The sequence below is a fragment of the Micromonospora sp. NPDC048835 genome (genome assembly GCF_040649995.1).
GTDB lineage: Bacteria > Actinomycetota > Actinomycetes > Mycobacteriales > Micromonosporaceae > Micromonospora.
Map to the genome: position 1 here is coordinate 49106 of NZ_JBEZGM010000016.1, position 20327 is coordinate 69432.

Genomic DNA, 20327 nt, shown 5'->3' on the forward strand with positions numbered 1-20327 from the left:
GCCGGGCGAGGAGCGCATGCCGCAGATCACCGCCGTCACCGTCGAAGACGTCCGCTTCCCCACCTCCCTGACCGCTGACGGGTCAGACGCCATGAACAAGGACGGCGACTACTCGGCGGCCTACGTCGTCCTGCACACCGACGGCGTCGACGGCGTGGGCGCGCCACTCGCGGGGCACGGCCTCACCTTCACCATCGGTCGAGGCAACGACATCGTCGCGGCGGCAGCCGTCCACCAGGCCCAACTTCTCGTGGGCATGGACGTGGCGACGATGGCCGCCGACATGGGCGCGGTCTACCGCCTGCTCACCTCCGACTCGCAACTGCGCTGGCTCGGCCCGGAGAAGGGTGTCGTCCACCTGTCCCTCGCCGCCGTGTTGAACGCGTCGTGGGACCTGGTCGCCCGGGTCGCCGACAAGCCGCTGTGGCGACTGCTCGTCGACATGTCCCCCGAGCAACTCGTCGACATCGCGGACCTGCGCTACCTGTCCGACGCGCTGACCCGGGACGAGGCACTGGCCATCCTGCGGGCCAAGGAGGGCACGAAGGCCGCCCGCCTCGCCGAGCTGGACCGGACCGGCTACCCCGCCTACACCACCTCGGCGGGTTGGCTCGGCTACGGTGACGACAAGCTACGCCGGCTGTGCCAGGAGGCGGTGGACACCGGCTACGGCTACGTCAAGCTCAAGGTGGGTGCCAACCTCGACGACGACATCCGCCGGTGCGCGATCGCACGGGAGATCCTCGGGCCGGATCGCAACCTGATGATCGACGCCAACCAGGTGTGGGACGTCGGCCAGGCCATCGAGTGGGTCACCGCCCTCGCCGAGTTCAAGCCACTGTGGATCGAGGAGCCGACCAGCCCCGACGACATCCTCGGCCACGCCGCCGTCCGCCGAGCCGTCGCTCCGATCGGTGTCGCCACCGGCGAGCACTGCCACAACCGGGTGATGTTCAAGCAACTGTTCCAGGCCGAGGCCATCGACTTCTGCCAACTGGACACCGGCCGGCTGGCGAGCATCAACGAGATCGTCGCCGTGTTGCTGCTCGCCGCGAAGTTCGACGTGCCGGTCTGCCCACACGCGGGTGGCGTCGGGCTGTGCGAGATGGTCCAACACGTGTCGGTGCTCGACTACGTCGCGATCTCGGGGGACCTCACCAACCGGGTCACCGAGTTCGTCGACCACCTGCACGAGCACTTCACCGACCCCTGCATCATCCGCGACACCGGCTCGGGCAGCGGATACGTCCTGCCCAGCGAGCCGGGCTACTCCACCCGGATGCGCCAGGAGTCGGTCGCGCTCTACCGGTTTCCCGACGGCCACTACTGGGCGGCGACCGAGCCGACTACCGTGTCATCTCCGGAGCCGTACGTGATCGCGGGTGGAGAGGCCACCCTCGCCGGCCGCTAGGGGAGTCATGTCTCGCACTGACGAAGTGGTCAACGGCATCAAGCGGATGATCCTCGAAGGGCAGTTCCGACCCGGAGACCGGCTGCCCATCGAGAAGGACCTCGCCGAGTCGCTCGGCGTCTCACGGGGCTCGCTGCGCGAGGGGATGTCGGCCCTGTCGATCCTCGGCATCGTCAACATCCGTCAGGGCGACGGCACCTACGTCACCAACCTCGACGCGCCACAACTGCTGGCCCCGATGGGTTTCGTGGTGGACTTCCAGGGTCAGGGCGACCCCCGGCACATCCACACCGTCCGGCGGTTGCTGGAGTGCGAGGCCGCCTGCCTGGCGGCGACCAGGATCACCGACGAAGCCCTGGCCCAGGCGGGTGACCTGCTCGACGAGGCGGCCCGGTTGATCGGCCAGTCACCGCCGGACCATGAGCGGATCATGGAAATCGACATCGCCTTTCACCGGATCATCGCGGTGCACGCCGAGAATCCGGTGCTGGTCGGCCTGATCGAAGCCTTCGCCGGGCGCACGATCCGCGGGCGGCTCTGGCGGAGCCTGCACGAGGAGGGCGCGGACCTGCGCACCCATGACGAACACGTGGCGATCCTGAAGGCCCTCGTGGCACGCGACCCGGAGCGGGCCCGCACCCGGATGGCCAACCACCTGATCGGGGTGGAGGAGTCGTTGCAGGGGTTACCCGACGACGGTGACACGGCTGTCGAGGCGGCTCGCCCCTGACCGCCGATCCTCAGGGCTGCACCTCGAGCAGCCCCTCGTCGTACAACGCCACCCAGAGCTGGTCCGGGACGTCGACGTCGGACCGGCGCAGGGTCTCGGTCACCTGGGCGCCGTCGCGCATGCCGACGACCGTCGAGACGACGGCCGGGTGCCGGCGGACGAACGCCAACGCGGCCTGGGGCAGCGTGACGCCGTACGTCTGACACACCCGTGCGATCCGACGAGCCTGGTCGATCACCTCGGCCGGCGCCTGCCGGTAGTCGTAGACGGCGTCGGTCGACGGCATGTCCCGGGCCAGCAGCCCGGAGTTGTAGACCCCGGCGACCACCACACCGACGCGACGGGCCTGCGCGAGGGGCAGCAGGTCGGTCAACGCGCCCTGCTCCAGCAGGGTGTACCGGCCGGCGCACATCACCACGTCCACGTCGGTCTCCGCCACGAAGCGGGCCAGCATGGCGGACTGGTTCATCCCCGCACCGACGGCGCCGATCACGCCCTGCTCCCGCAACTCCACCAATGCCGGGATCGCCTCGCTGGCGGCCTGTTCCCAGTACTGGTCCGGGTCATGCAGGTACACCACGTCGATCCGGTCCAGGCCGGTACGCCGAAGGCTCGCCTCCAACGACCGGCGTACGCCGTCGCGGCTGAAGTCCCAGACCCGGCGGTGGTCGGCGGGAACGTCGAACCCCTCCGGGTCCCGCAGGTGTGCCATCTCCGGCGACGGCACGAGCAGCCGGCCGACCTTCGTCGACACCACGTACTCGTCGCGTGGGCGAGAGCGTAGGGCCGCTCCCAGCCGCCGTTCGGACAGGCCCAGGCCGTAGTGCGGTGCGGTGTCGAAGTATCGGATGCCGCCGGCCCAGGCGGTGTCGACGGCGGCGGCGAACTGCTCGTCGGAGGTCGCCCGGTAGAGATTGCCGCCCTGGGAGGCGCCGAAGCCCAGTGGGCTCAGCCGCAGCGGCGGGCCTGCGCCGCCGCGGCTCGCCGGCTGCGCGGAGCCGTGGGCGCCTCCCTGGACGGCCGCCGTCACCGCTCGTCCCGACCCGCGCTGGTGCTGCCGGTCATCGCGGCGACCAGATCGTCGGTGGTGGCCTCGTCGGCGCGGAGTTGGGCCGCGCGCCGACCGAGGCGCAGCACCTCGACCCGGTCGGCGATCTCGAGGACCTGCGGCATGTTGTGGCTCACCAGCACCACCGACATGCCCGCGTCGCGGGCCCGCCGGACGACGTCGAGCACCCGCCCGGTCTGGACCACGCCAAGCGCCGCGGTGGGCTCGTCGAGGATGACCACGTTCGTCGCCCAGATGATGGCCCGGGCCACCGCCACGCACTGCCGCTGCCCGCCGGACAGCATCGCGATGGGGGTGGTGACCCGGGGAATGCGTACGCCCAGTTCGTCGAGGGCGGCGGCGGCACCCTGCCGCATGGCGCGTTTGTCCAACAGCCCGAGCCGACCGAGTGGCCCGGAGCGCAGGATCTCCCGGCCGAGATACAGGTTGGCGGCCACGCTGAGGTCGTCGGCGACGGCGAGGTCCTGGTAGACCGTCTCCACCCCGGCCCGACGGGCATCGACCGGGGTGGAGAACTGGACCGGACGGCCACCGACCCGGATCTCGCCCTCGTCCGGCGGGTGCACACCGGACAGGGTCTTGATCAGGGTGCTCTTGCCGGCGCCGTTGTCACCGATCAGTGCGACGACCTCACCGCGGCGGACCGTGAAGTCGGCTCCGCGCAACGCCTCGACGTGCCCGAACCGCTTGACGATGCCGCGGGCTTCGAGCACCGGCGGCTCCGCGTCGGTGGGTTGCTCGTCGCTGGTCGCGGTGGCCGTGGGGTTCACGCCCATCACTGCACCGGCGGGTTGGCGCAGCTGGGCTCGAGCACCGCCTTGATCTCCGCCGAGTCGATGTTCTTCTTGGTGACGAACGTGACGCCGGTGTCGGCCGACGCCAACGGCGCCTTGTCCCGAAGGTGCTTGACCATCTTGTCGACGCCGAAGTAGCCCATCTTGAACGGGTTCTGCACGACGAGCGCCGAGATCTGTCCGTTGCGCACCCCGGCGATCTCGTCCGGGGCGGCGTCCCAGCCGATGATGACCACCTTGCCGGACTTGCCGGCGGCCTGGATGGCCTGCGCGGCACCGAGCACGCTCGGCTCGTTGGCCGCGAAGACGCCCTTGAGGTTGGGGTTGGCGGTGAGGATGTTCTCGGTGACCCGGCGGGCCTCGTTGACGTCGCTCTTGCTCGGCTGTTGGCCGACCAGCTTCAGGTTGGGGTACTGGGCGAGGCCGGCCTTGAAGCCGTCGACCCGCTCGGTGTTGGTCTGCGATCCGGGCTGGAACTCGACGAGCGCCACCTCGTGGTTGCCGGGGCCGAGTTCGGTGGCGAGCAGCTTCGCCGCCTCCGTCGCCGACGCCCGGTTGTCGGTGGCGAAGAGAGGCACCTCCGCCGGCTGCGGGCTGGTGCCAGAGTCGATCATGGCTACCGGAATGTTCGCGGCGAGCGCCTTGTCGGTCGCCGGCGCCAGCGCGCTGGAGTCGGTCGCCGCGTAGACGATGCCGTCGACCTTCTTGGTCACGAAGTTCTGGATCAGGTTGACCTGGCCCTCGACGTCGGTCTCGGCGGTCACGCCGTCCCACTGGACGGTGACGTCCCCCGCGCGCTGCGCGGCGCACTCGGCGCCCGCCTTGACGGTGTTCCAGTAGTCGGCTCCGACCGCCTTGGGGACGACGGCGAGCTTCAACGGGCCGCTGGTGTCCTTTGTCGCGCCGTCGCCCCCGTCGCGGACCTCGACTCCGCCGCAGGCGCTGAGCAGAGCGGTCGCCGCGGCGGCGGCCAGGATCGCCTGCGCGCGCAGGAGTCGTCCTCGCGTCCGCCGGCTGGTGGTGGTGTGTGCCATGGTGTGTGTCCTTCCTCGTTCGGACTCTCGGAATGGCATGTCAACCCCGTGATTCCAGCCGCCGGCGGCGGTACTGGTCGAAGTAGACGGCGGCCCAGATGATCACGCCGACGATCACCTGCTGGTAGTGGATGCTGATGTCGAGCAGAACGGCGCCGTTGCGGACCAGGGCGATGAGGAACGCGCCGATGATGGTCCCGACGATGCGGCCCTGCCCGCCGAACAGGCTGGCTCCGCCGATGACCGCGGCGGCGATGACGTCGAGTTCCAGCGAGATCCCGTAGTTGGGCTGACCGGAGTTGACCCGGGAGGCGGCGATCATTCCGCCCAGCCCGACCAGCACGCCGGCCAGCACGTACACCCCGGTCAGGTGCCGCCCCACCCGGATGCCGGAGCGGCGGGCCGCCTCCAGGTTGGAGCCCATCGCGTAGGTGTACTGACCGAAGCGGGTCTGGGAGAGCAGGAAGGCGACCCCGACGGCGACCAGGACGGTGATCACCACGGCGAACGGAATGCCGAGGATCTGCCCGTTGCCGAGCAGTTGGAAGGATCGGGGCAGGCCGTAGACGCCGACCGCCCCGGTGATGATGAAGACGAGGCCGCGACCCACGGACATCGTCCCCAGTGTCGCGATGAACGGCGGGATCCGGGCGACAGTCACCAGCAGCCCGTTCAGCAGCCCGGCCAGCGCACCGACGCCGATCGCGACCGCCGTCGCCGCCCAGAGTGAGAAGCCGAGGTCACGCACGACCATCGCGCCCAGCACGCCGGCGAGCGCGGCGACCGACCCGACGGACAGGTCGATGCCCTTGGTGATGATGACCATCGTCTGGGCCGTGGCGATGATGGCGATCACCGCCGTCTGCGCCCCGATGTTGAAGAGGTTGTCGGCCGTCAGGAAGTAGGGGCTCGCGAAGGTCAGGGCAATGAACAGGACGACCAACGCGGTTGCGGCGGTGAATTCGGAGACGGCGTGCGAGACGCGTTCCCGGAACCAGTCGCTGAGCTCGCCGCGTTGCGTGCCGGCGGTTGCCTCGGCGCTACTCATCGTCGGACCTGACCTCCCCAAGCGTGGCGCCAGCACCCGACGGGGACCCGCCGAGGAGCCGAACGCCTGTGAGCGACCGATCCGGCCCGGACGGCGGTACGGCTGGATGGCCCGCACACCGCCCGAGATAGGTCGGATGTTTCCCACGATCAGGCGTTACCTTGCCACGCGTTCACGTGTGTTGCCAAGGTCTTGCGGGCATGTTTTGCCATCGTTACTTGCGCCCTCGGAGGCATACGTCCGACCTAAGCGAGATCGGCTGCCGTCGCTAGCATGTTATCGATAACACGCTATGTGCCCAGCTCCGGAGTCGCTGTCGCCTCAGGACGGGGCCAGCCGGTAGACCCGGCCGGCGGTGCGGCGCCAGATCGCGGCGCGCTCGTCGTCGGAGAGCGGGTCCAGCAGGTCACCGAGGACGCTGACCCAGCGTGTGTACGAGGTGACGAGCAGGCACACCGGCCAGTCCGAGCCGAACATCAACCGGTCCGGCCCGAACACGTCGAGGGCGTGTTCGACCGCGGGCCGCAGGTCCGCTGTCGTCCAGGAGCCGCCGTCCACTTCGGTCACCAGGCCGGAGAGCTTCGCCGTCGTGTTCGGCTCGGCCGCCAGCGCCCGCAGGTCGCGGCGCCAGTCCCCGAGGTCGTCGCGCCCGAGCGGGGGTTTGCCGAGGTGGTCCAGGACGAACCGCACCTGCGGCAGGTCGCGGACGAGCCGGGTGGCCGCCGACAGCTGACGATGGCGTACCAGGAGGTCGAAGGCGAGCCCCGCGGCACCGACCTCGGCGATGCCGCGCCGCACGTCGGGGCGGTCGAGATAGGCCGGGTCGGGTTCGGACTGGACCAGGTGGCGGATCCCGACCAGCCGTTCGCCGCCGCGCGCGCGGCGCAGTCGCTCGAGGCGGTGGCCGACGTCGGCGGCGCAGAGGTCGACCCAGCCGACCACCCCGGCCACGAGGGGGTCGTCGGCCGCGATGCCGAGCAGCTCGGGCGTCTCCGACCGGACGGCGACGGACTGCACGACCACGGTCCGGGTGACCCCGGCGGCCCGGGTCGCCGGGGCGAGTTCGACTGGCGTGAAGTCGTCGTCGATCGCGGCCATGGTGTGCCTGTCGATCCAGGACTGCGGGTGCCGCGCCCGGACCCAGAGATGATGGTGCGCGTCGACGATGCCCGGTCGTGGCGCGGTCTCGCCGGTCGTCACCGGAACCGCCCTGGCGCGTTCTCCCCCACCGCACACCCCGCCCCGCCGCTGATCGAACCCGTCCGGGTTGACCCGGAGCCGCAGAGTCGATCTGGCAGGTTGACCATGTTAGCGGTAACAGACTGTTGCCGGGTGGCGTAACGCGCACCACGACCGACTTCCGGCAGTGTCGCCTTTTGGTCTGACGAATCCATCGGCACCTGCGGCTGATCCCGCTCCTCACGCACCCGTGGGCGGACGCGTCGGGGACGCGAGGCCCGGGTTGACCACCCGGGGCGGCACCGATACCGTCGACCCACTATCTGCGGCGACGCGAGGGAAGCCGGTGTGAATCCGGCGCGGTCGCGCCACTGTGAGCGGTTTCCCAGCCACACCTGGGGGCCGCGAGCCAGGACGCTCGGTCGTCCGCAGCCTTGCGATGGGGACGCGTCATCCCTGGGGAGGTTCGTGTATTCATGTCCAGCTCTGTTTCCAGCCAGCCGGTGGTACACCCCGCTGGCAGTGCCCGTCTCCTGTGGACCGCCCTGGCGACCGTCGCCGCGCTCGCGCTGCTGACGTACCTCGTCGCCTTCGACCAGGGGGCGGTGTCGCGCAGCGGGATGTACCTGCACGAGTTGATGCACGACGGCCGGCACCTGCTGGGCGTCCCGTGCCACTGACCACCACCAGCACTCCTTCGTTCCTCGCCGTCCTCGTTCGCGGGCTGCTGGCCGGTCTGGTCGCCGGCCTGCTCGCCGGGGCGTTCGCGTACGTCGCCGGCGAACCGCACGTCGAGGCGGCCATCGCCATCGAGGAGGCGGCGACACACGCCGAGCCCGCCGCCGGTGCGCACGACCACGAGGACGCACTGGTCAGCCGGTCCGGTCAGCGCGGCGGCCTGTTCCTGGCCACCGCGCTGTTCGGGGCCGCGATGGGTGGCCTGCTGGCCACGGCGTACGTCCTGCTGGCCCGCCGACGGCGCGACGACGACGACGGACGCCGGGGTCTGCTGTTGGCCGGCGCGGCGCTGCTCGGCGCGGTGATCGTGCCGTTCCTCAAGTACCCCGCGAACCCGCCGGCGGTCGGCGACCCGGCCACCATCGACCAGCGGACCGTCACCTACCTGTTGATGGTGGTGCTCGGGCTGGTGGCCGTGTGGGCCGGCTCGCTGGGCTACCGGTCGGTCGGCCCGCAGGCACCCACCTGGCTGCGCGCCGCCGCGGCGGTGGGCGGATTCGTGCTGGTCACGGCCGTTTCGTACGTGGTGATGCCGTCCTTCCAGGAGGTTCCGGCGGATTTCCCCGCAGCCCTGCTGTGGGAGTTCCGGCTGGCCTCGCTGGGCACCCAGGTGGTGCTCTGGACCGGCATCGGCCTGCTCTTCGCGGCCCTGCTGCACCAGGAGCGGCGTCGCCGGGCCGGCACCGCACTGCCGAGCACGTGACCGGTGCCAGCCTCCGGCTGGTCGCGCACGGTCACACCGCCGCTCTACGCGGGGCCCGCTTCGGCGGTGCCGACGACGGCCTGGACGAGGGTGGCCTGCGTGCCGCCCTCGCCCCGGCCTCCTCGGATGCGCACCGGCGCGGTCCCCTCGGCGTGCACGACACCTGCCTGTCCAGCCCGGCGTTGGCCGCCCGACAGACCGCCGACGCCCTCGGCCTGCTGCCGACGATCGTGACCGCGTTGGCCGACTGTGACTACGGGACCTGGGCCGGGCTGTCGCTTGAGGAGATCGCCCACACGCAGCCGCAGGCGCTGCACGACTGGCTGTCCGCGCCGGAGTCCGCGCCACACGGTGGCGAGTCCGTGACGGCGGTGCGGGAGCGGGTCGGCCGTTGGCTGGACGAGCAGCACCGAGCGGGTGGACGCATCGTCGCGGTCACCCACCCACTGGTGATCCGGGTCGCGGTGGTGCACGCCCTCGGTCTTCCGGTGGCGACGTACCGGCAGGTGGACGTCGAGCCGTTGGCGATCGTCCGGCTCACCAGCCAGGGTGCGCGCTGGCACCTTCGACTGGGCGGATAGCGGGCAGGTCGGGGTCCCACCGAACAACCGCAGGCCGTGCCCACCGCAAGGGGCACGGCCTGCGGTTGTTCGGCGCTTGCTCAGTGCTGCCGGTTGGGCAGGTGCAGCTCGACCGGCTCGGGCGGAAGGTCGTCGACGCCGGCGGCGACGGCCTGTTCGTGGCGGCGACGCGCCGAGGGCAGGGCGAGTGCCGCGAGGACGGCCAGGACCGCGACGCCCGCGCACACCCAGAAGCCGGCGGTGAACGCCGCGTCGGTGGGCAGCCCCTGCGGAGTGCTGTTCGAGGTGATGACGGCCGCCACCACCGCCGCGCCGATGCTGCTGCCGATGGTGCGCGCGATGGTGTTGACGCCGCTCGCCTCACCGGTCTGTCCGGCCGGGACGCTCTCGATGATGGCGTTGGACATCGCCGCGAACGCCAGGCCGATGCCGGCGCCGGTGAGGACGCCGGAGAGCAGCACCTGCCAGGTCGCGCCGTGCGCGAGGGCCGGCAGCGCGAACGCGACCACGACCGCGACGGTGCCGAGGAACATCGGCACCTTGGGACCGAAGCGGCGGTCCAGCAGACCCGCGAGGGGACCGAAGACCACCATCATCAGGACGGTGGGCAGCAGGAACAGACCCGCCTGGGACACCGTCTTGCCGAACCCGTAACCGGTGGCCGCGGGGAGTTGGAGCAGGGTCGGCACGAGCACGAACGTCCCGAACATCGCGAAGCCGAGGATCAGGGCGACGAGGTCGGTGGCCCAGACCCCGCGGATGCGCATCAGCCGCATGTCGATGAGCGGCTCGCGTACCCGAAGCTCGACCCGGACGAAGACGACCATCGCCACCACACCGAGCGCGAACAGGCCGATGGTCTTCGGCTCGGTCCAGCCCCAGCCCTGCCCCTTGCTCACCGCCAGCAGCAACGAGACGAGCGACACCGACAGGATGGCCGCGCCGAGCATGTCGAGCCGTCCGGGCGTACGGACCCGCGACTCGGGCATCCCGAAGATGGCCCCGAGCAGCGCGACGACGACGAGGACCAGCGGCAGCCAGAACAGCCAGTGCCACGACAGGTGCTCCACGATCGGGCCCGCCGCCACGATGCCGACACCGGCGCCGACGCCGAAGATCGCGGACAGCAGGCCGACGGTGACGCCGACCTTCTCGCGGGGCAGTTGGTCGCGGACGATGCCGATCGACAGCGGCAGGATCGCTCCGGCGGCGCCCTGCAGCGCCCGCGCGACGATCAGCACGGTCAGGTTGGGGGCCAGGGCGGCGAGCAGGGTGCCCGCGGCGAGGGCCGCGAGGACGCCGATGAGGACCCGGCGCTTGCCGACCATGTCACCGAGGCGGCCGAGAATGGGCGTCAGCACCGAGGCGGCCAACAGGTACGCGGTGAGCACCCAACTGATGTCTCCGGTGGAGACGCCCAGGTCCCTTCCGATCGTCGACAGCGCGGGTGCCACCAGCGACTGGAGCACCGCGAACGCCAGGCCGCCCAGCGACAGGTACAGCACCAGCAGGCCGCTGTTGGCGCGCGGGGCGGCGCCGGGTGCGGAGTCGAGGCGCGTCGGCTCCTCGATGGTGTGGGTCATGAGATCCCCGAGACTAAATGTAAACGTTTGCTGACTTAGCCAGTATGCGCAGCCAGGAACTCATGCCAACAGTCGTTTACGTCACCCTTCGGTCGTACCGGACCTTGCCATCGACAGAAAGTCAACATATGTTTACTTTCTGAGTCCGCATCGAGTGGCGGAGTGCCGGCAACCCACCGATTCCGCGCCAGAGCGACAGGAAGGACGCGTCGTGACCGCAGAAACGCCCGTCCCCGCGACCGGCGACACCGCCGGCGAACCGGCCCACCGTCGCCGTCGGGACGCGGCCGAGACCCGGCAGCTACTGCTCGACGCCGCCCGCCAACGCTTCGCGCGGGACGGCTACGCGGCCACCACCGTCCGGGACATCGCCGACGACGCGGGCGTCAACGTGGCGCTCATCAGCCGCTACTTCACGTCCAAGGAAGGCCTGTTCGAGGCGTGCCTGCGCGCCGCAGGCGACGAACTGGGCCGCACCACCGGTCAGACACCCGCCGACCGGGTGCCCGAAGCCATCGCCCGGCACATCGCCGGCCTCGGCGCGGCGGGCCTGTCGAGCCAGCTCGCCCTGCTGTTGCGGTCGTCCGGCGACGCGGAGGCCGACGACATCCGGCGTGGCGTGCTGGTCCGTTCCAGCGAACAACTGGCAGCGGCTCGAGGGTGGCGTCCCGGCGAACCGGACAGCCAGCAGCTCCTGCTGCGCGCCCAGATGGCCCTCGCCGCCGGCATCGGAGTCGCGGTGCTGCGGTCGTCGATCCGGCTGGAACCGCTGAGTTCAGCCACCGAGCATGACCTGGTCGGGCCGCTGCGCGACCTGGTCGACGCGTTGCTGCCACCGCACTGAGCGTCGATCACCCGGACGCGGCGTGGGGCGGGCCGTGACCACGGCCCGCCCCACGCTTCGTTGTCCTGGCTCGGTGCTAGCCGGTGACGGTGAACGGTCGGGACACCGTCGTCGCCGACGTGGCGCCCTTCAGCGTGACGCTCGTCGCGCCCGGCTTCGCCGCACCCGGAACGCTCACTGACGCGCCGGAGATGACGCCGTCACCGTTCGCGCGAACGGTGCTGGCCGCGAACCCGGTCCCGAAGGCGATCGTGACCGCCTCGTTCGGGGCGAACCCGGAGCCGTCGACCGTGATCGACGTGCCGCGCGGCCCCGAGGTGGTCAGCAGCGCCACCCGTGGCTGGTAGGCCCGCGCCTGCGGCTCCCCGGTCACCTGGACGGTGGCCGTGGCCGGCGTACGCGAGGACGCGCCCGTGGCGGTGACGGCGTACCGGCCGGGTTGCGCGTCACCGGAGGTCGGCACCGAGGCGCGGACCGTTCCCGTCGCGGAGGCCGCGACCTTCATGGTCCGGCCCGGGTCGGTGCCGACGCTGACGGTCACCTGCTCGCCGGCGGCGAAGCCGCTGCCGGCGACGGTGATCGCCGCACCACTGGTGACGGTGCCGGACGCGGACAGCGCGATCGCCGGCTGCGACCCGCCCCGAGCCACGGTCACGGTGAAGGACCCGGTGCTGCTCGACTGCGTGTCCCACGCGGTGACCCGCACCGTGTAGGTGCCCTCCCGCAGGTAGGTGTGCTGGCCGCTCATCGCGCCGGACGCGTCGATCGTCACGTCGTTCGGAATCGTGCCGTCACCCCACTGCACGCGGGCACGGTAGCCCGTCGTACCGGGCACACCGCCGCTCACCGCACCGAGGTTCGCCGCGAGGGCCTGCCCGGCGGTGGCCGTCTGGGCCTTCGGAGCCACGGTCGCCAGCGCCGGGGCGGGTGTGCCGTCGTTGGCCACGGCGAACACGTGGATCCGGCCCGCCGAGCGAGGGTCACCGGTCTGCGTCGGCAGGGTCACCGACACCAGCGTCTTGCCCGCCGGGATCTGGTACGGCGCGGTGGCGAACAGGAACGGCTGGGCGCCGTCGCGGCTGGTGCCCTGCAACCGGTACGCCGTCCGGGCGACGATGATGTTGCCGTAGGACGGGGTGCCGTTGGCGTTGCCGCCGAGCGTCCAGTCGCTCATCTGGATCGGAACACTCGCCGTGCTGCCGTCGCTGAACGTCGCCGTGCCGGTGGTGCTCTGGTTGCCCTGGGTTCCGGCGCCGATGAACGAGATGCTCGTCGCGTCCTTCGGTAGGTCGAGGACGACCGTCGCCCCGTTACCTGTCGCGTTGTCCGGCTGCCCGGCCGGGACCACCGGCAGGGTGAACCGCAGCGCCGTTCCGGGAACCTGCTGCGACTGGCCCTGGGTGGCACCTGCGGCCGCCAGCGCGGCCCGGGAGTACGCCCACGACTTGGCGTCACAGTCTGCCGCGAGGGCCCCTTCGTCCCCGACGCAGACGGTGTCGAACGCGGCGCCGAGACCGGACGCCGGGGCGTACGCCACCTCGACGCCGACCGTCGCGGAACTCTGGCTCTCGCCGTCGGTCACCACGACCGTGGCCTGGTGGTAGCCCGGCGTGGCGTAGGTGTGCGACCCACCGATGCGGTAGACGGCCCGCGAGCTGAGCGTCACGGTGCCCTCGGTGGCCGGCGTGCCGTCACCCCAGTCGATGGTGGCCCGGTAGCCGTCGGCGTTGCCGCCGGTGACGGTGGCCAGCGGCACCGAGACGGCCGCGCCGGTGGTCGCGTGCACGGCGTCCGCCGCGCTGACCGTGATGTCGCCGCGCCCGAGGTCGAGGTCTCCCCCGGCGAGCAGCTCGACCTCGGCGAGGGTGGTCCGCTCGGCGCCGACGGTCTTCGTCACGGCCAGGCGGAACTGCGCGAACCGTCCGGGCTTGTCGATGGAGTACGGGCGGGTCTGGTTGCGCCACGGGAAGACCTGGCTGGTGCGGGAGTCCACGGTGGTCCAGGTGAGACCGTCGTTGGAGCCCTGCAGTCGCCAGTCGGCGGGGTCGCCCGCACCGGCACCGGAGGTGACCGTGTAGTACTTCGGCTTCTGCTTGCCACCACGGGAGGCCCAGGTGATCTGCGGGGTCGCCGAGGTGAAGGTCAGCTGCGTGGTCGACGAGTCGTCGAACAGCTTCGAGGCGTCCTGACCGCCGGTGGAGGTCGCGGTGCCGAGGCCGGGGCCGGTGACGTCCTGCAACGGCTTCGGCGCCTCGTCGCCCTTGGTGAGCGACGGCGGGGCGTCGTTCTTGCCGCTGCCCCACGACGACGGCCTGGGGCCCATCTGGAAGTCGATGGTGCCGCCCTTGGCGAGCGCCGCCACATCCAGGGACAGCCCGCGCTGCTTCTTGCCGTTGACCGACACGTCCTGCACGTAGACGTTCGCGGTGCTGTTGTTCGGCGCGTTGACGACGATGTCGCCGGTGCTGCGGCGCACGGTCATCCTGGTGAACTGCGGCGAACCGATCGCCCACTCGGACGACCCGGCCTGCAACGGGTAGATGCCCAGCGAGCTGAGGATGTACCAGGACGACATCTCGCCGTTGTCCTCGTCGCCCAGGTAACCCTGGCCGATCTCACTGCCGACGTAGAGGCGTCGCAGGATCTCCCGCACCGTCTCCTGGGTCCTGGCCGGCGCGCCGGCGACGTTGTACATGTACGGGATGTGGTGTGACGGCTGGTTGCTCATGCCGAGCTGACCCATCCGCACCGCGCGCGCTTCGAGCATCTCGTGGATGATCCCGCCGTACCCGCCGGGGCGGTCGGCGTTCTCCGGGGTGGTGAAGAACGCGTCGAGCTTGTCCCGGACCGCCTTCTGCCCGCCGTACAGGTTGGCGAGGCCCCGGCCGTCCTGCTGGGCGGTGAACGCGAAGTTCCACCCGTTGGTCTCGGTGTAGACGCCACCCCAGTCCAGCGGGTCACCGGCGAGGAAGGTGCCGGCGGCGTCGCGGCCCTGGAAGAGCTTGGTCTTCGGGTCGAAGAGGTGGACGTAGTTGCGGGCCCGCTCCAGGAAGTAGCGCGACTCCTCGGTGAGCCGGGCGCGCTCGGACTTCGGGGTGGCCGGGTCCCTGGCGAGCGCCGCACCCATGTTGCCGATGCCGAAGTCGTTGATGTAGCCCTCGAGCGCCCAGGACACCGACTCCCCCGTGGACGTCGGCGTGTAGCCGAGGAACAGGGAGGTCTCGATGCCCTTGCGCCCGACCGCGCTGCGCCCGGACGCGACGGTCGCGTCCTTGACGGCGGCGTCGTACGCCGCGAGCGGATCGGGCAGCTTCACCCCGGTGAGGTACGCCTGGGCCAGCGCCACGTTCGCGCTGGTGCCGGTCATCAGGTCGGCGTAGCCGGGGGACGACCAGCGGGCGATCCAACCACCGTCGCGGTAGTGCTGGACGAACCCGTCGGAGATCTTCGCCGCGACGTCCGGGTAGAGCAGCGCGTAGGCGGGCCACACGGTGCGGTAGGTGTCCCAGAAGCCGTTGTTGACGTAGATCTGCCCGTCGACGATCTTCGCGCCGGTCTGGGTGGGGCTCGACGTGCCGGTCGGCGCCGAGACCGGGCTCGCGTACTGCCAGCGCGGCGCGGCGGCGGTGCCGGTGTTCTCCGACTGCGAGTTCGGGTAGAGGTTCAGCCGGTACAGGTTCGAGTACATGGTGACGAGCTGCGCCTCGGTGGCGCCCCGCACCTCGACCCGACCGAGCCGGTCCTTCCACGCGGCCGTCGCGGCGGCGTGGATCTGGTCGAAGCTCCTGCCGGTGACCTCCAGGTCGAGGTTGCGGCGGGCCTGGTCGACGGAGAGGAACGACGTCGCGAGGCGCATCGTCACCTCCCGCGACGCGGAGATGTCGAAGGTGGCCGAGGTCGCGGCGGACGCCGTCGGCGCCCGGTCGAAGGCGCCGGAGACGAACATCCGGCTACGACCGGCCGACAGGCCGCTTCCGTTGTCGACCCAGCCGGTGAACGTACCGTCCGTGCCGATGGTGAACGTGCCGTTGTGGAAGACGAGGCTTCCGGTCGCCTGCCCGGTGGGGAAGGTGAACCGCATGATCCCGGCGTGGTCGGTGGGCGACATCTCCGCGACGAGGCCGTTCTGGAGCGTGACCCGGTAGAGGTCCGGCTGTGCCGTCTCGTCCTCGTGCCGGAAGGCGAGCGCACGGCTGGCGGGCTGGCCGGTGAGCGGACCGCCGCCGACGACAGGCATGACCGACATCTGGTTACGGTCGCCCATCCAGGGGCTCGGCTCGTGGGAGATCGCGAGCCCCTGGAGCATCGGCAGGTTGGCCTCGTTGTTCCTCCGGTGGTACTCGTACTCCCACGAGTCGGAGGTCGCGTCGGTCACCGGGGTGAAGAAGTTGAACCCGTTCGGCACGGCGGTGATCGGCAGGTTGTTGCCGCGCGAGAAGCCGCTCGTCGAGTTGGTGCCCCGTCGGGTGTCGACGTAGTTGGTGAGCGTCGAGCCGTCGATGGCGGCCGGGGTGGCGGTCAGCTCGAGGTCGTCGAGCCACCCCTGGAACCGGGTCTCCCCGGTGGACTGCGGGTTGTCGTACGCGAGCAGGATGCGGTCGATCGTCTTGCCGCGCGCGACGGTGCCGAGGTCGGCCTGCACCAGGTTCCACTGGTCGGCGAAGAGCACCTTCGAGGCGCCCTGACCGGCACCGGTCAGCGGGTAGCCGTGCTGGTCGGCGGGCGAGCGACCACTCAGGTAGCTGCCGTCGGTGAAGCGCAGGTCGAGGGCGGCGTAGGTGGACGGGTACCGGGCGTCCCCGCCGGTGAACTCGGGGAAGATCTTGTACGACAGGCGGGTCTTCGGCCCGACCGGGATGCTGACGTCGAAGAGCTTGTTCGTCGCGTACGACCGGCCGTTGCCCTCGGCGCCACCGGAGTAGCGCAGCGCGGCCAGCCCGGTGAACCCGACGTCCGGCTTCGTGGTGTAGCCGCCGTTCGGGCCGGCGGTCGCCACGCTGACCATGGGGGTGGCCGGTGGGCGTACGTCCGAGCCGTCGCTGATGTTCCAGTCGGCGAGCTGCACGAGCGAGTCGCCGGAGTTCGCGGTGACGTTCAGCCGGTAGAAGCCGTAGGCGTTCGTGTTGGTGAAGCTGAACGTCCTGGTGGCGAAACGCCCGCTGAACGTCTCACCCGTGCGCTTGTCCAGATCGGTCCAGGTGGTGCCGTCGTTCGAGCCCTGGACGACGAAGTCCTTCGGGTCGCGGGTCGGTGCGTCGTTGGCCGCGGTCAGCGAGTAGCGCCGCACCGTCGCCGGCTCGGCGAGCTGGTAGGTCACCCAGCCGGTGGTCGCGAACACGAGCCACTTGGTCGACGGGTCGTCGTCGGCGAGGTTCGCGGCGACCTCGCGCGGCTTGTTCTCGTCGCTCGCGGTCACGGCGCTGACCTTGCCGAGCAGACTGCCCGGCAGGGTGGCGACCTTGCCGCTCAGGTTGGCCTGCACCGGCTTTCCGCTGGGGCCGACCTCGACGGTGCTGGTGGCGGGCTGCGGGTCGGCGGACTCGAACGAGGAGGTGAAGGTGCCTGGGGTGGGGGCGGCGTTCGCCGGGGGCGTGGCGACGAGCAGGCCCAGGGGTAGCAGGGCTGTTGTCGTCGCCGCGATCAGGCGGCGCGAGAGTGGAAGCGCAAGGGGGGTGTGCGACATGGGGGACGGAGCCTTTCGACTCGAACCGGGTCGAGTACGTCGAACGTCTGGGCAGTGTGGAGCGGGTGGTGGGCCGAGCCCTGACATCGTTGTCATGAGAGTTCGTGAGCAACGGGAGTGGGGCCTGTGGACTGCCGCTGATAGTTCCGGGCGCACCACGGCCGTGTCAACGGGTTGGCCATGCCGAAACGGCAGCCGCCCGCACCGGGCCGGCCGCCGACGTGCCGGGCCTCGACGCCGTCGGATGACGTACGTCGAGGCCCGGCCACGGATCAGCAGTAGAGGTTGGCTCCGGCGGACACGCCGAGGATGCCGACGAACTGCTGGTACCGGGTGACGCGACTCTGCACCTGGGCGGGGTTTCCGCCGTTGCACTCGATCGAGCCGTTGATGCTGCGGATGGTCTGACCGAACCCGGCGCCGTTGACCATCGCGTTGTGGGCGGTCATGGTGCCCGGTCCGTTCTGGGTCATCCAGTACCAGATACCGGTCTTCCAGGCCACCGCGGCGTCGGTCTGCACGAGCCACGGGTTGGTCAGCAGCGGCAGGTTGAGCGCATTACCCGCGGCGTTGTAGTTGAAGTTCCAGCTGAGCTGGATCGGCCCCCGCCCGTAGTAGGCGGCCTGCCCGGCGGGACACCCGTAGGACTGACCGGGGTCGCAGTAGTGCGGGTAGTTGGCGGTGTTCTGCTCGACGATGTGCACCAGCCCGCCGGTCTCGTGGTAGACGTTCGCCAGGAAGGCCGCGGCCTCCTGCCGCTGGACCGTGGCGCTGCCGGTGCGGGCGAACGCCGGGTAGGCGCTGAGCGCGGCGACGAGTCCCGAGTAGGTGTAGAACGAGTTGCGCCCCGGGAACATCTGGTTGAACTGGGCCTCGGTGACCACGAAGCCGCCCGGATTGGTGGGCGGGTTGGTGGGTGGTTGACTGCCGCAGGTGTACGGCTCCCAGTACCAGGTGCTGACGACGGGGTCGTAGCCGGGATTGTCGTGCTCGGCAATGTAGTAGAGGCCGTTGGTGTACCGCACGATCGCGCCGGTGGCGTACCAGGTTCCGGCGGTCCAGTTCGGGTGGTTGCAGGCGCCGCCGGTGGGTGGCGTGGTGCCTCCCCCGCACGCGCCGAGGTCCTCCCAGACGCCTGTCGTGCCCGGTGGCGCCTCGTTCTGGGTCCACCACTTCGCCCGGTAGTTGCGGCCGTTGTGGGAGACCTGGGCGTCTCCCCAGTAGACGGCCGACGCCTGCCACGATGCGGAGCAGGCCGCCGCCGACGCGGCGGTGGCCGGGATGACCGCCACCAGTCCACCGGCGACGATCAGCGCCACCAGCGCGACAAGCGCGCGCAGTCTCGTCATGTGATCACTCCTTCCCAGGGTCGACGAGCCGAAATCCGGTCCGGAAATCGACCGAGATGACTGTAACATCTTCTGTTCACAATCTTTACTAATCGCTCGGCCCAGGCATCCGGAAGCCTCGGCTATCACGGCCGATACTTCCGGCGAGTTTCCGGATCATGTTGAGCAGCAGAGCGGCAGCCGTCAGACAAGGCACCATCAACGGATCAACCACCGCGAAGTCCTCACTGGCCAGAGTCGGTCCACACCCCTGACGTCGTCGTGCACTGTTCCGGAGCGATTCCGGAACTTGTTGACGTGTTCGAATTCTCGCTGTAATACTCCGATCCACTGAGGTCAATGCGACGGCTCGCCGCGACCCACCACCACCAGACCTGTCCGGGCGGCGCTGTCCACCGTCCGGGCCTGCGAGAAGGGGCACCAGATGAGCAGGCTCTTCCCCCGCACGGCCCTGTGGTCGAGGCGGTTGCGCGCGGCGCTCGCCGTCCTCGCCACCGCCGTCGCCATGTGCGGCGTCGTCCTAGCGGCCACCTCGACCCCGTCGAGCGCCGCCACCTGCAACGGCTACGTCGGGCTCACCTTCGACGACGGTCCGACCGGCAGCACCAGCGCGCTGCTCAACGTGCTGCGCAGCAACGGCGTACGGGCCACGATGTTCAACGTCGGGCAGAACGTCCAGAACAACAGGTCGGCCGCGCAGGCCCAGGTGGCCGCCGGGATGTGGGTCGCCAACCACAGTTGGAACCACGCCCACATGACCTCGATGAGCCAGTCGCAGATGCAGTCCGACCTCTCCCAGACCAGCTCCGCGATCCAGTCGGCGACCGGCAGCCGCCCCACGCTGTTCCGGCCGCCCTACGGCGAGACCAACTCGACCCTGCAGTCGGTCGCGTCGTCGCTCGGCATGCGCCAGGTGATCTGGGACGTCGACTCCCAGGACTGGAACGGCGCCAGCGTCAGCCAGATCGTGGCCAACGCGAGCCGACTCCAGGCCGGCCAGGTCATCCTCATGCACGACGGGATCCAGAACACCCGCGACGCCATCCCCCAGATCATGGCCAACCTGACCAGCCGCAACCTGTGCCCCGGCATGATCTCGGCGTCCACCGGCCGCGCGGTCGCGCCGGACGGCACCACGCCGCCGACCACCACTCCGCCGACCAGCCCGCCGCCCGCCGGCGGCTCCTGCACCGCGACCGCCACGACCCCGAACGTCTGGGGCGACAGGTACAACACGTCGGTGACGGTGAGCGGCGCCAGCACGTGGACGGTGGTCGTGGCCCTCACCTCGCCGCAGCGGGTCTCCACCGTCTGGAACGGCACCGCCACCTGGGACAGCAGCGGGACGGTCATGACCGTGCGGTCGAACGGCAGTGGCAACACCTTCGGCTTCACCACGATGACGAACGGCAACAGCAGCGCCCGCCCACAGATCCGGTCCTGCACCTCGGGTTGACCTCGCCGGGGTCCGAATCGTGGGGGGGGGGGGGGGGCCGCCCCCCCCCCCCCCCCCCCCCCCCCCCCCCCCGGCCCGCCGGCCGCCCCCCCCCCCCCTGGGGCCCACCCCCCGACCACGGGCGG

Annotated in this window: 15 protein-coding genes and 1 riboswitch; of the genes, 7 read left to right on the forward strand and 8 right to left on the reverse strand. The window is 70.7% G+C overall.

Annotation, left to right across the window (positions count from 1 at the left end; all coding sequences use genetic code 11):
• Positions 1–16: 16 nt before the first annotated feature.
• Both AB0C15_RS20195 and AB0C15_RS20200 read left to right on the forward strand, forming a co-directional pair.
• A complete protein-coding gene (locus AB0C15_RS20195; RefSeq protein WP_357354046.1) occupies positions 17–1411 on the forward strand; it encodes an enolase C-terminal domain-like protein in 1395 nt (464 codons plus the stop codon).
• Between the two features lie 7 nt (positions 1412–1418).
• Positions 1419–2141: a FadR/GntR family transcriptional regulator gene (locus AB0C15_RS20200; protein WP_357354048.1), complete on the forward strand. Its 723-nt coding sequence runs from the start codon at positions 1419–1421 to the stop codon at positions 2139–2141.
• A 10-nt stretch (positions 2142–2151) separates the two neighbouring features.
• Here AB0C15_RS20200 and AB0C15_RS20205 read toward each other — a convergent pair whose 3' ends face one another.
• The 5 genes from AB0C15_RS20205 to AB0C15_RS20225 all read right to left on the reverse strand — a co-directional run bounded on the left by AB0C15_RS20205 (position 2152) and on the right by AB0C15_RS20225 (position 7286).
• Entirely contained in the window at positions 2152–3171 is a 1020-nt protein-coding gene (locus AB0C15_RS20205; protein ID WP_357354051.1) for an aldo/keto reductase, read from the reverse strand.
• A complete protein-coding gene (locus AB0C15_RS20210) occupies positions 3168–3980 on the reverse strand; it encodes an ATP-binding cassette domain-containing protein (protein WP_357354053.1) in 813 nt (270 codons plus the stop codon). Before AB0C15_RS20210 ends, AB0C15_RS20205 begins: the two co-directional genes overlap by 4 nt.
• A gap of 5 nt (positions 3981–3985) precedes the next feature.
• A complete protein-coding gene (locus AB0C15_RS20215; protein ID WP_357354055.1) occupies positions 3986–5038 on the reverse strand; it encodes an ABC transporter substrate-binding protein in 1053 nt (350 codons plus the stop codon).
• A 40-nt stretch (positions 5039–5078) separates the two neighbouring features.
• The gene (locus tag AB0C15_RS20220; RefSeq protein WP_357354057.1) at positions 5079–6086 is read right to left on the reverse strand and encodes an ABC transporter permease; all 1008 of its coding nucleotides are present in this window, start codon (positions 6084–6086) and stop codon (positions 5079–5081) included.
• A 321-nt stretch (positions 6087–6407) separates the two neighbouring features.
• Positions 6408–7286, reverse strand: coding sequence for an amidohydrolase family protein (locus tag AB0C15_RS20225; protein ID WP_357354059.1), 879 nt, complete (start codon positions 7284–7286; stop codon positions 6408–6410).
• A gap of 317 nt (positions 7287–7603) precedes the next feature.
• A riboswitch (cobalamin riboswitch) is annotated at positions 7604–7683 on the forward strand.
• 58 nt (positions 7684–7741) lie between these two features.
• On the opposite strand from AB0C15_RS20225, the gene AB0C15_RS20230 reads away from it, so the two are divergent.
• The 3 genes from AB0C15_RS20230 to AB0C15_RS20240 are packed head-to-tail and all read left to right on the forward strand — an operon-like array spanning position 7742 to position 9287.
• Positions 7742–7945, forward strand: a complete 204-nt coding sequence (locus tag AB0C15_RS20230) for a CbtB-domain containing protein (protein ID WP_357354060.1) — start codon at positions 7742–7744, stop codon at positions 7943–7945.
• Positions 7936–8706 carry a CbtA family protein gene (locus AB0C15_RS20235; RefSeq protein ID WP_357354062.1) on the forward strand — a complete coding sequence of 257 codons (771 nt, stop codon included), beginning with the start codon at positions 7936–7938 and terminating at the stop codon, positions 8704–8706. The genes AB0C15_RS20230 and AB0C15_RS20235 overlap by 10 nt, the downstream gene beginning before the upstream one ends.
• Positions 8703–9287, forward strand: a complete 585-nt coding sequence (locus AB0C15_RS20240; protein ID WP_357354063.1) for a histidine phosphatase family protein — start codon at positions 8703–8705, stop codon at positions 9285–9287. The genes AB0C15_RS20235 and AB0C15_RS20240 overlap by 4 nt, the downstream gene beginning before the upstream one ends.
• 80 nt (positions 9288–9367) lie before the next feature.
• On the opposite strand, the gene AB0C15_RS20245 is transcribed toward AB0C15_RS20240, so the two are convergent.
• Complete coding sequence (locus AB0C15_RS20245; RefSeq protein ID WP_357354065.1) at positions 9368–10870, reverse strand: MFS transporter; 1503 nt, start codon at positions 10868–10870, stop codon at positions 9368–9370.
• A gap of 211 nt (positions 10871–11081) precedes the next feature.
• Between AB0C15_RS20245 and AB0C15_RS20250 the strand changes: the two genes are divergently transcribed.
• Complete coding sequence (locus AB0C15_RS20250; RefSeq protein WP_357354067.1) at positions 11082–11714, forward strand: TetR family transcriptional regulator; 633 nt, start codon at positions 11082–11084, stop codon at positions 11712–11714.
• Positions 11715–11790: 76 nt separating this feature from the next.
• Here AB0C15_RS20250 and AB0C15_RS20255 read toward each other — a convergent pair whose 3' ends face one another.
• Both AB0C15_RS20255 and AB0C15_RS20260 read right to left on the reverse strand, forming a co-directional pair.
• Positions 11791–17397, reverse strand: coding sequence for a GH92 family glycosyl hydrolase (locus AB0C15_RS20255; protein ID WP_357354069.1), 5607 nt, complete (start codon positions 17395–17397; stop codon positions 11791–11793).
• Positions 17398–17669: 272 nt separating this feature from the next.
• The gene (locus AB0C15_RS20260) at positions 17670–18746 is read right to left on the reverse strand and encodes a glycoside hydrolase family 19 protein (RefSeq protein ID WP_357354071.1); all 1077 of its coding nucleotides are present in this window, start codon (positions 18744–18746) and stop codon (positions 17670–17672) included.
• A 424-nt stretch (positions 18747–19170) separates the two neighbouring features.
• Between AB0C15_RS20260 and AB0C15_RS20265 the strand changes: the two genes are divergently transcribed.
• A complete protein-coding gene (locus tag AB0C15_RS20265) occupies positions 19171–20202 on the forward strand; it encodes a polysaccharide deacetylase family protein (protein WP_357354073.1) in 1032 nt (343 codons plus the stop codon).
• Positions 20203–20327: the final 125 nt, after the last annotated feature.

Bases quoted from the DNA above. Each gene is read 5' to 3' on its own strand.
- AB0C15_RS20195 (WP_357354046.1), top strand. From the start codon at position 17: ATGCCGCAGATCACCGCCGTCACCGTCGAAGACGTCCGCTTCCCCACC.
- AB0C15_RS20200 (WP_357354048.1), top strand. From the start codon at position 1,419: ATGTCTCGCACTGACGAAGTGGTCAACGGCATCAAGCGGATGATCCTC.
- AB0C15_RS20215 (WP_357354055.1), bottom strand. From the start codon at position 5,038: ATGGCACACACCACCACCAGCCGGCGGACGCGAGGACGACTCCTGCGC.
- AB0C15_RS20220 (WP_357354057.1), bottom strand. From the start codon at position 6,086: ATGAGTAGCGCCGAGGCAACCGCCGGCACGCAACGCGGCGAGCTCAGC.
- AB0C15_RS20230 (WP_357354060.1), top strand. From the start codon at position 7,742: ATGTCCAGCTCTGTTTCCAGCCAGCCGGTGGTACACCCCGCTGGCAGT.
- AB0C15_RS20245 (WP_357354065.1), bottom strand. From the start codon at position 10,870: ATGACCCACACCATCGAGGAGCCGACGCGCCTCGACTCCGCACCCGGC.
- AB0C15_RS20255 (WP_357354069.1), bottom strand. From the start codon at position 17,397: ATGTCGCACACCCCCCTTGCGCTTCCACTCTCGCGCCGCCTGATCGCG.
- AB0C15_RS20260 (WP_357354071.1), bottom strand. From the start codon at position 18,746: ATGACGAGACTGCGCGCGCTTGTCGCGCTGGTGGCGCTGATCGTCGCC.
- AB0C15_RS20265 (WP_357354073.1), top strand. From the start codon at position 19,171: ATGAGCAGGCTCTTCCCCCGCACGGCCCTGTGGTCGAGGCGGTTGCGC.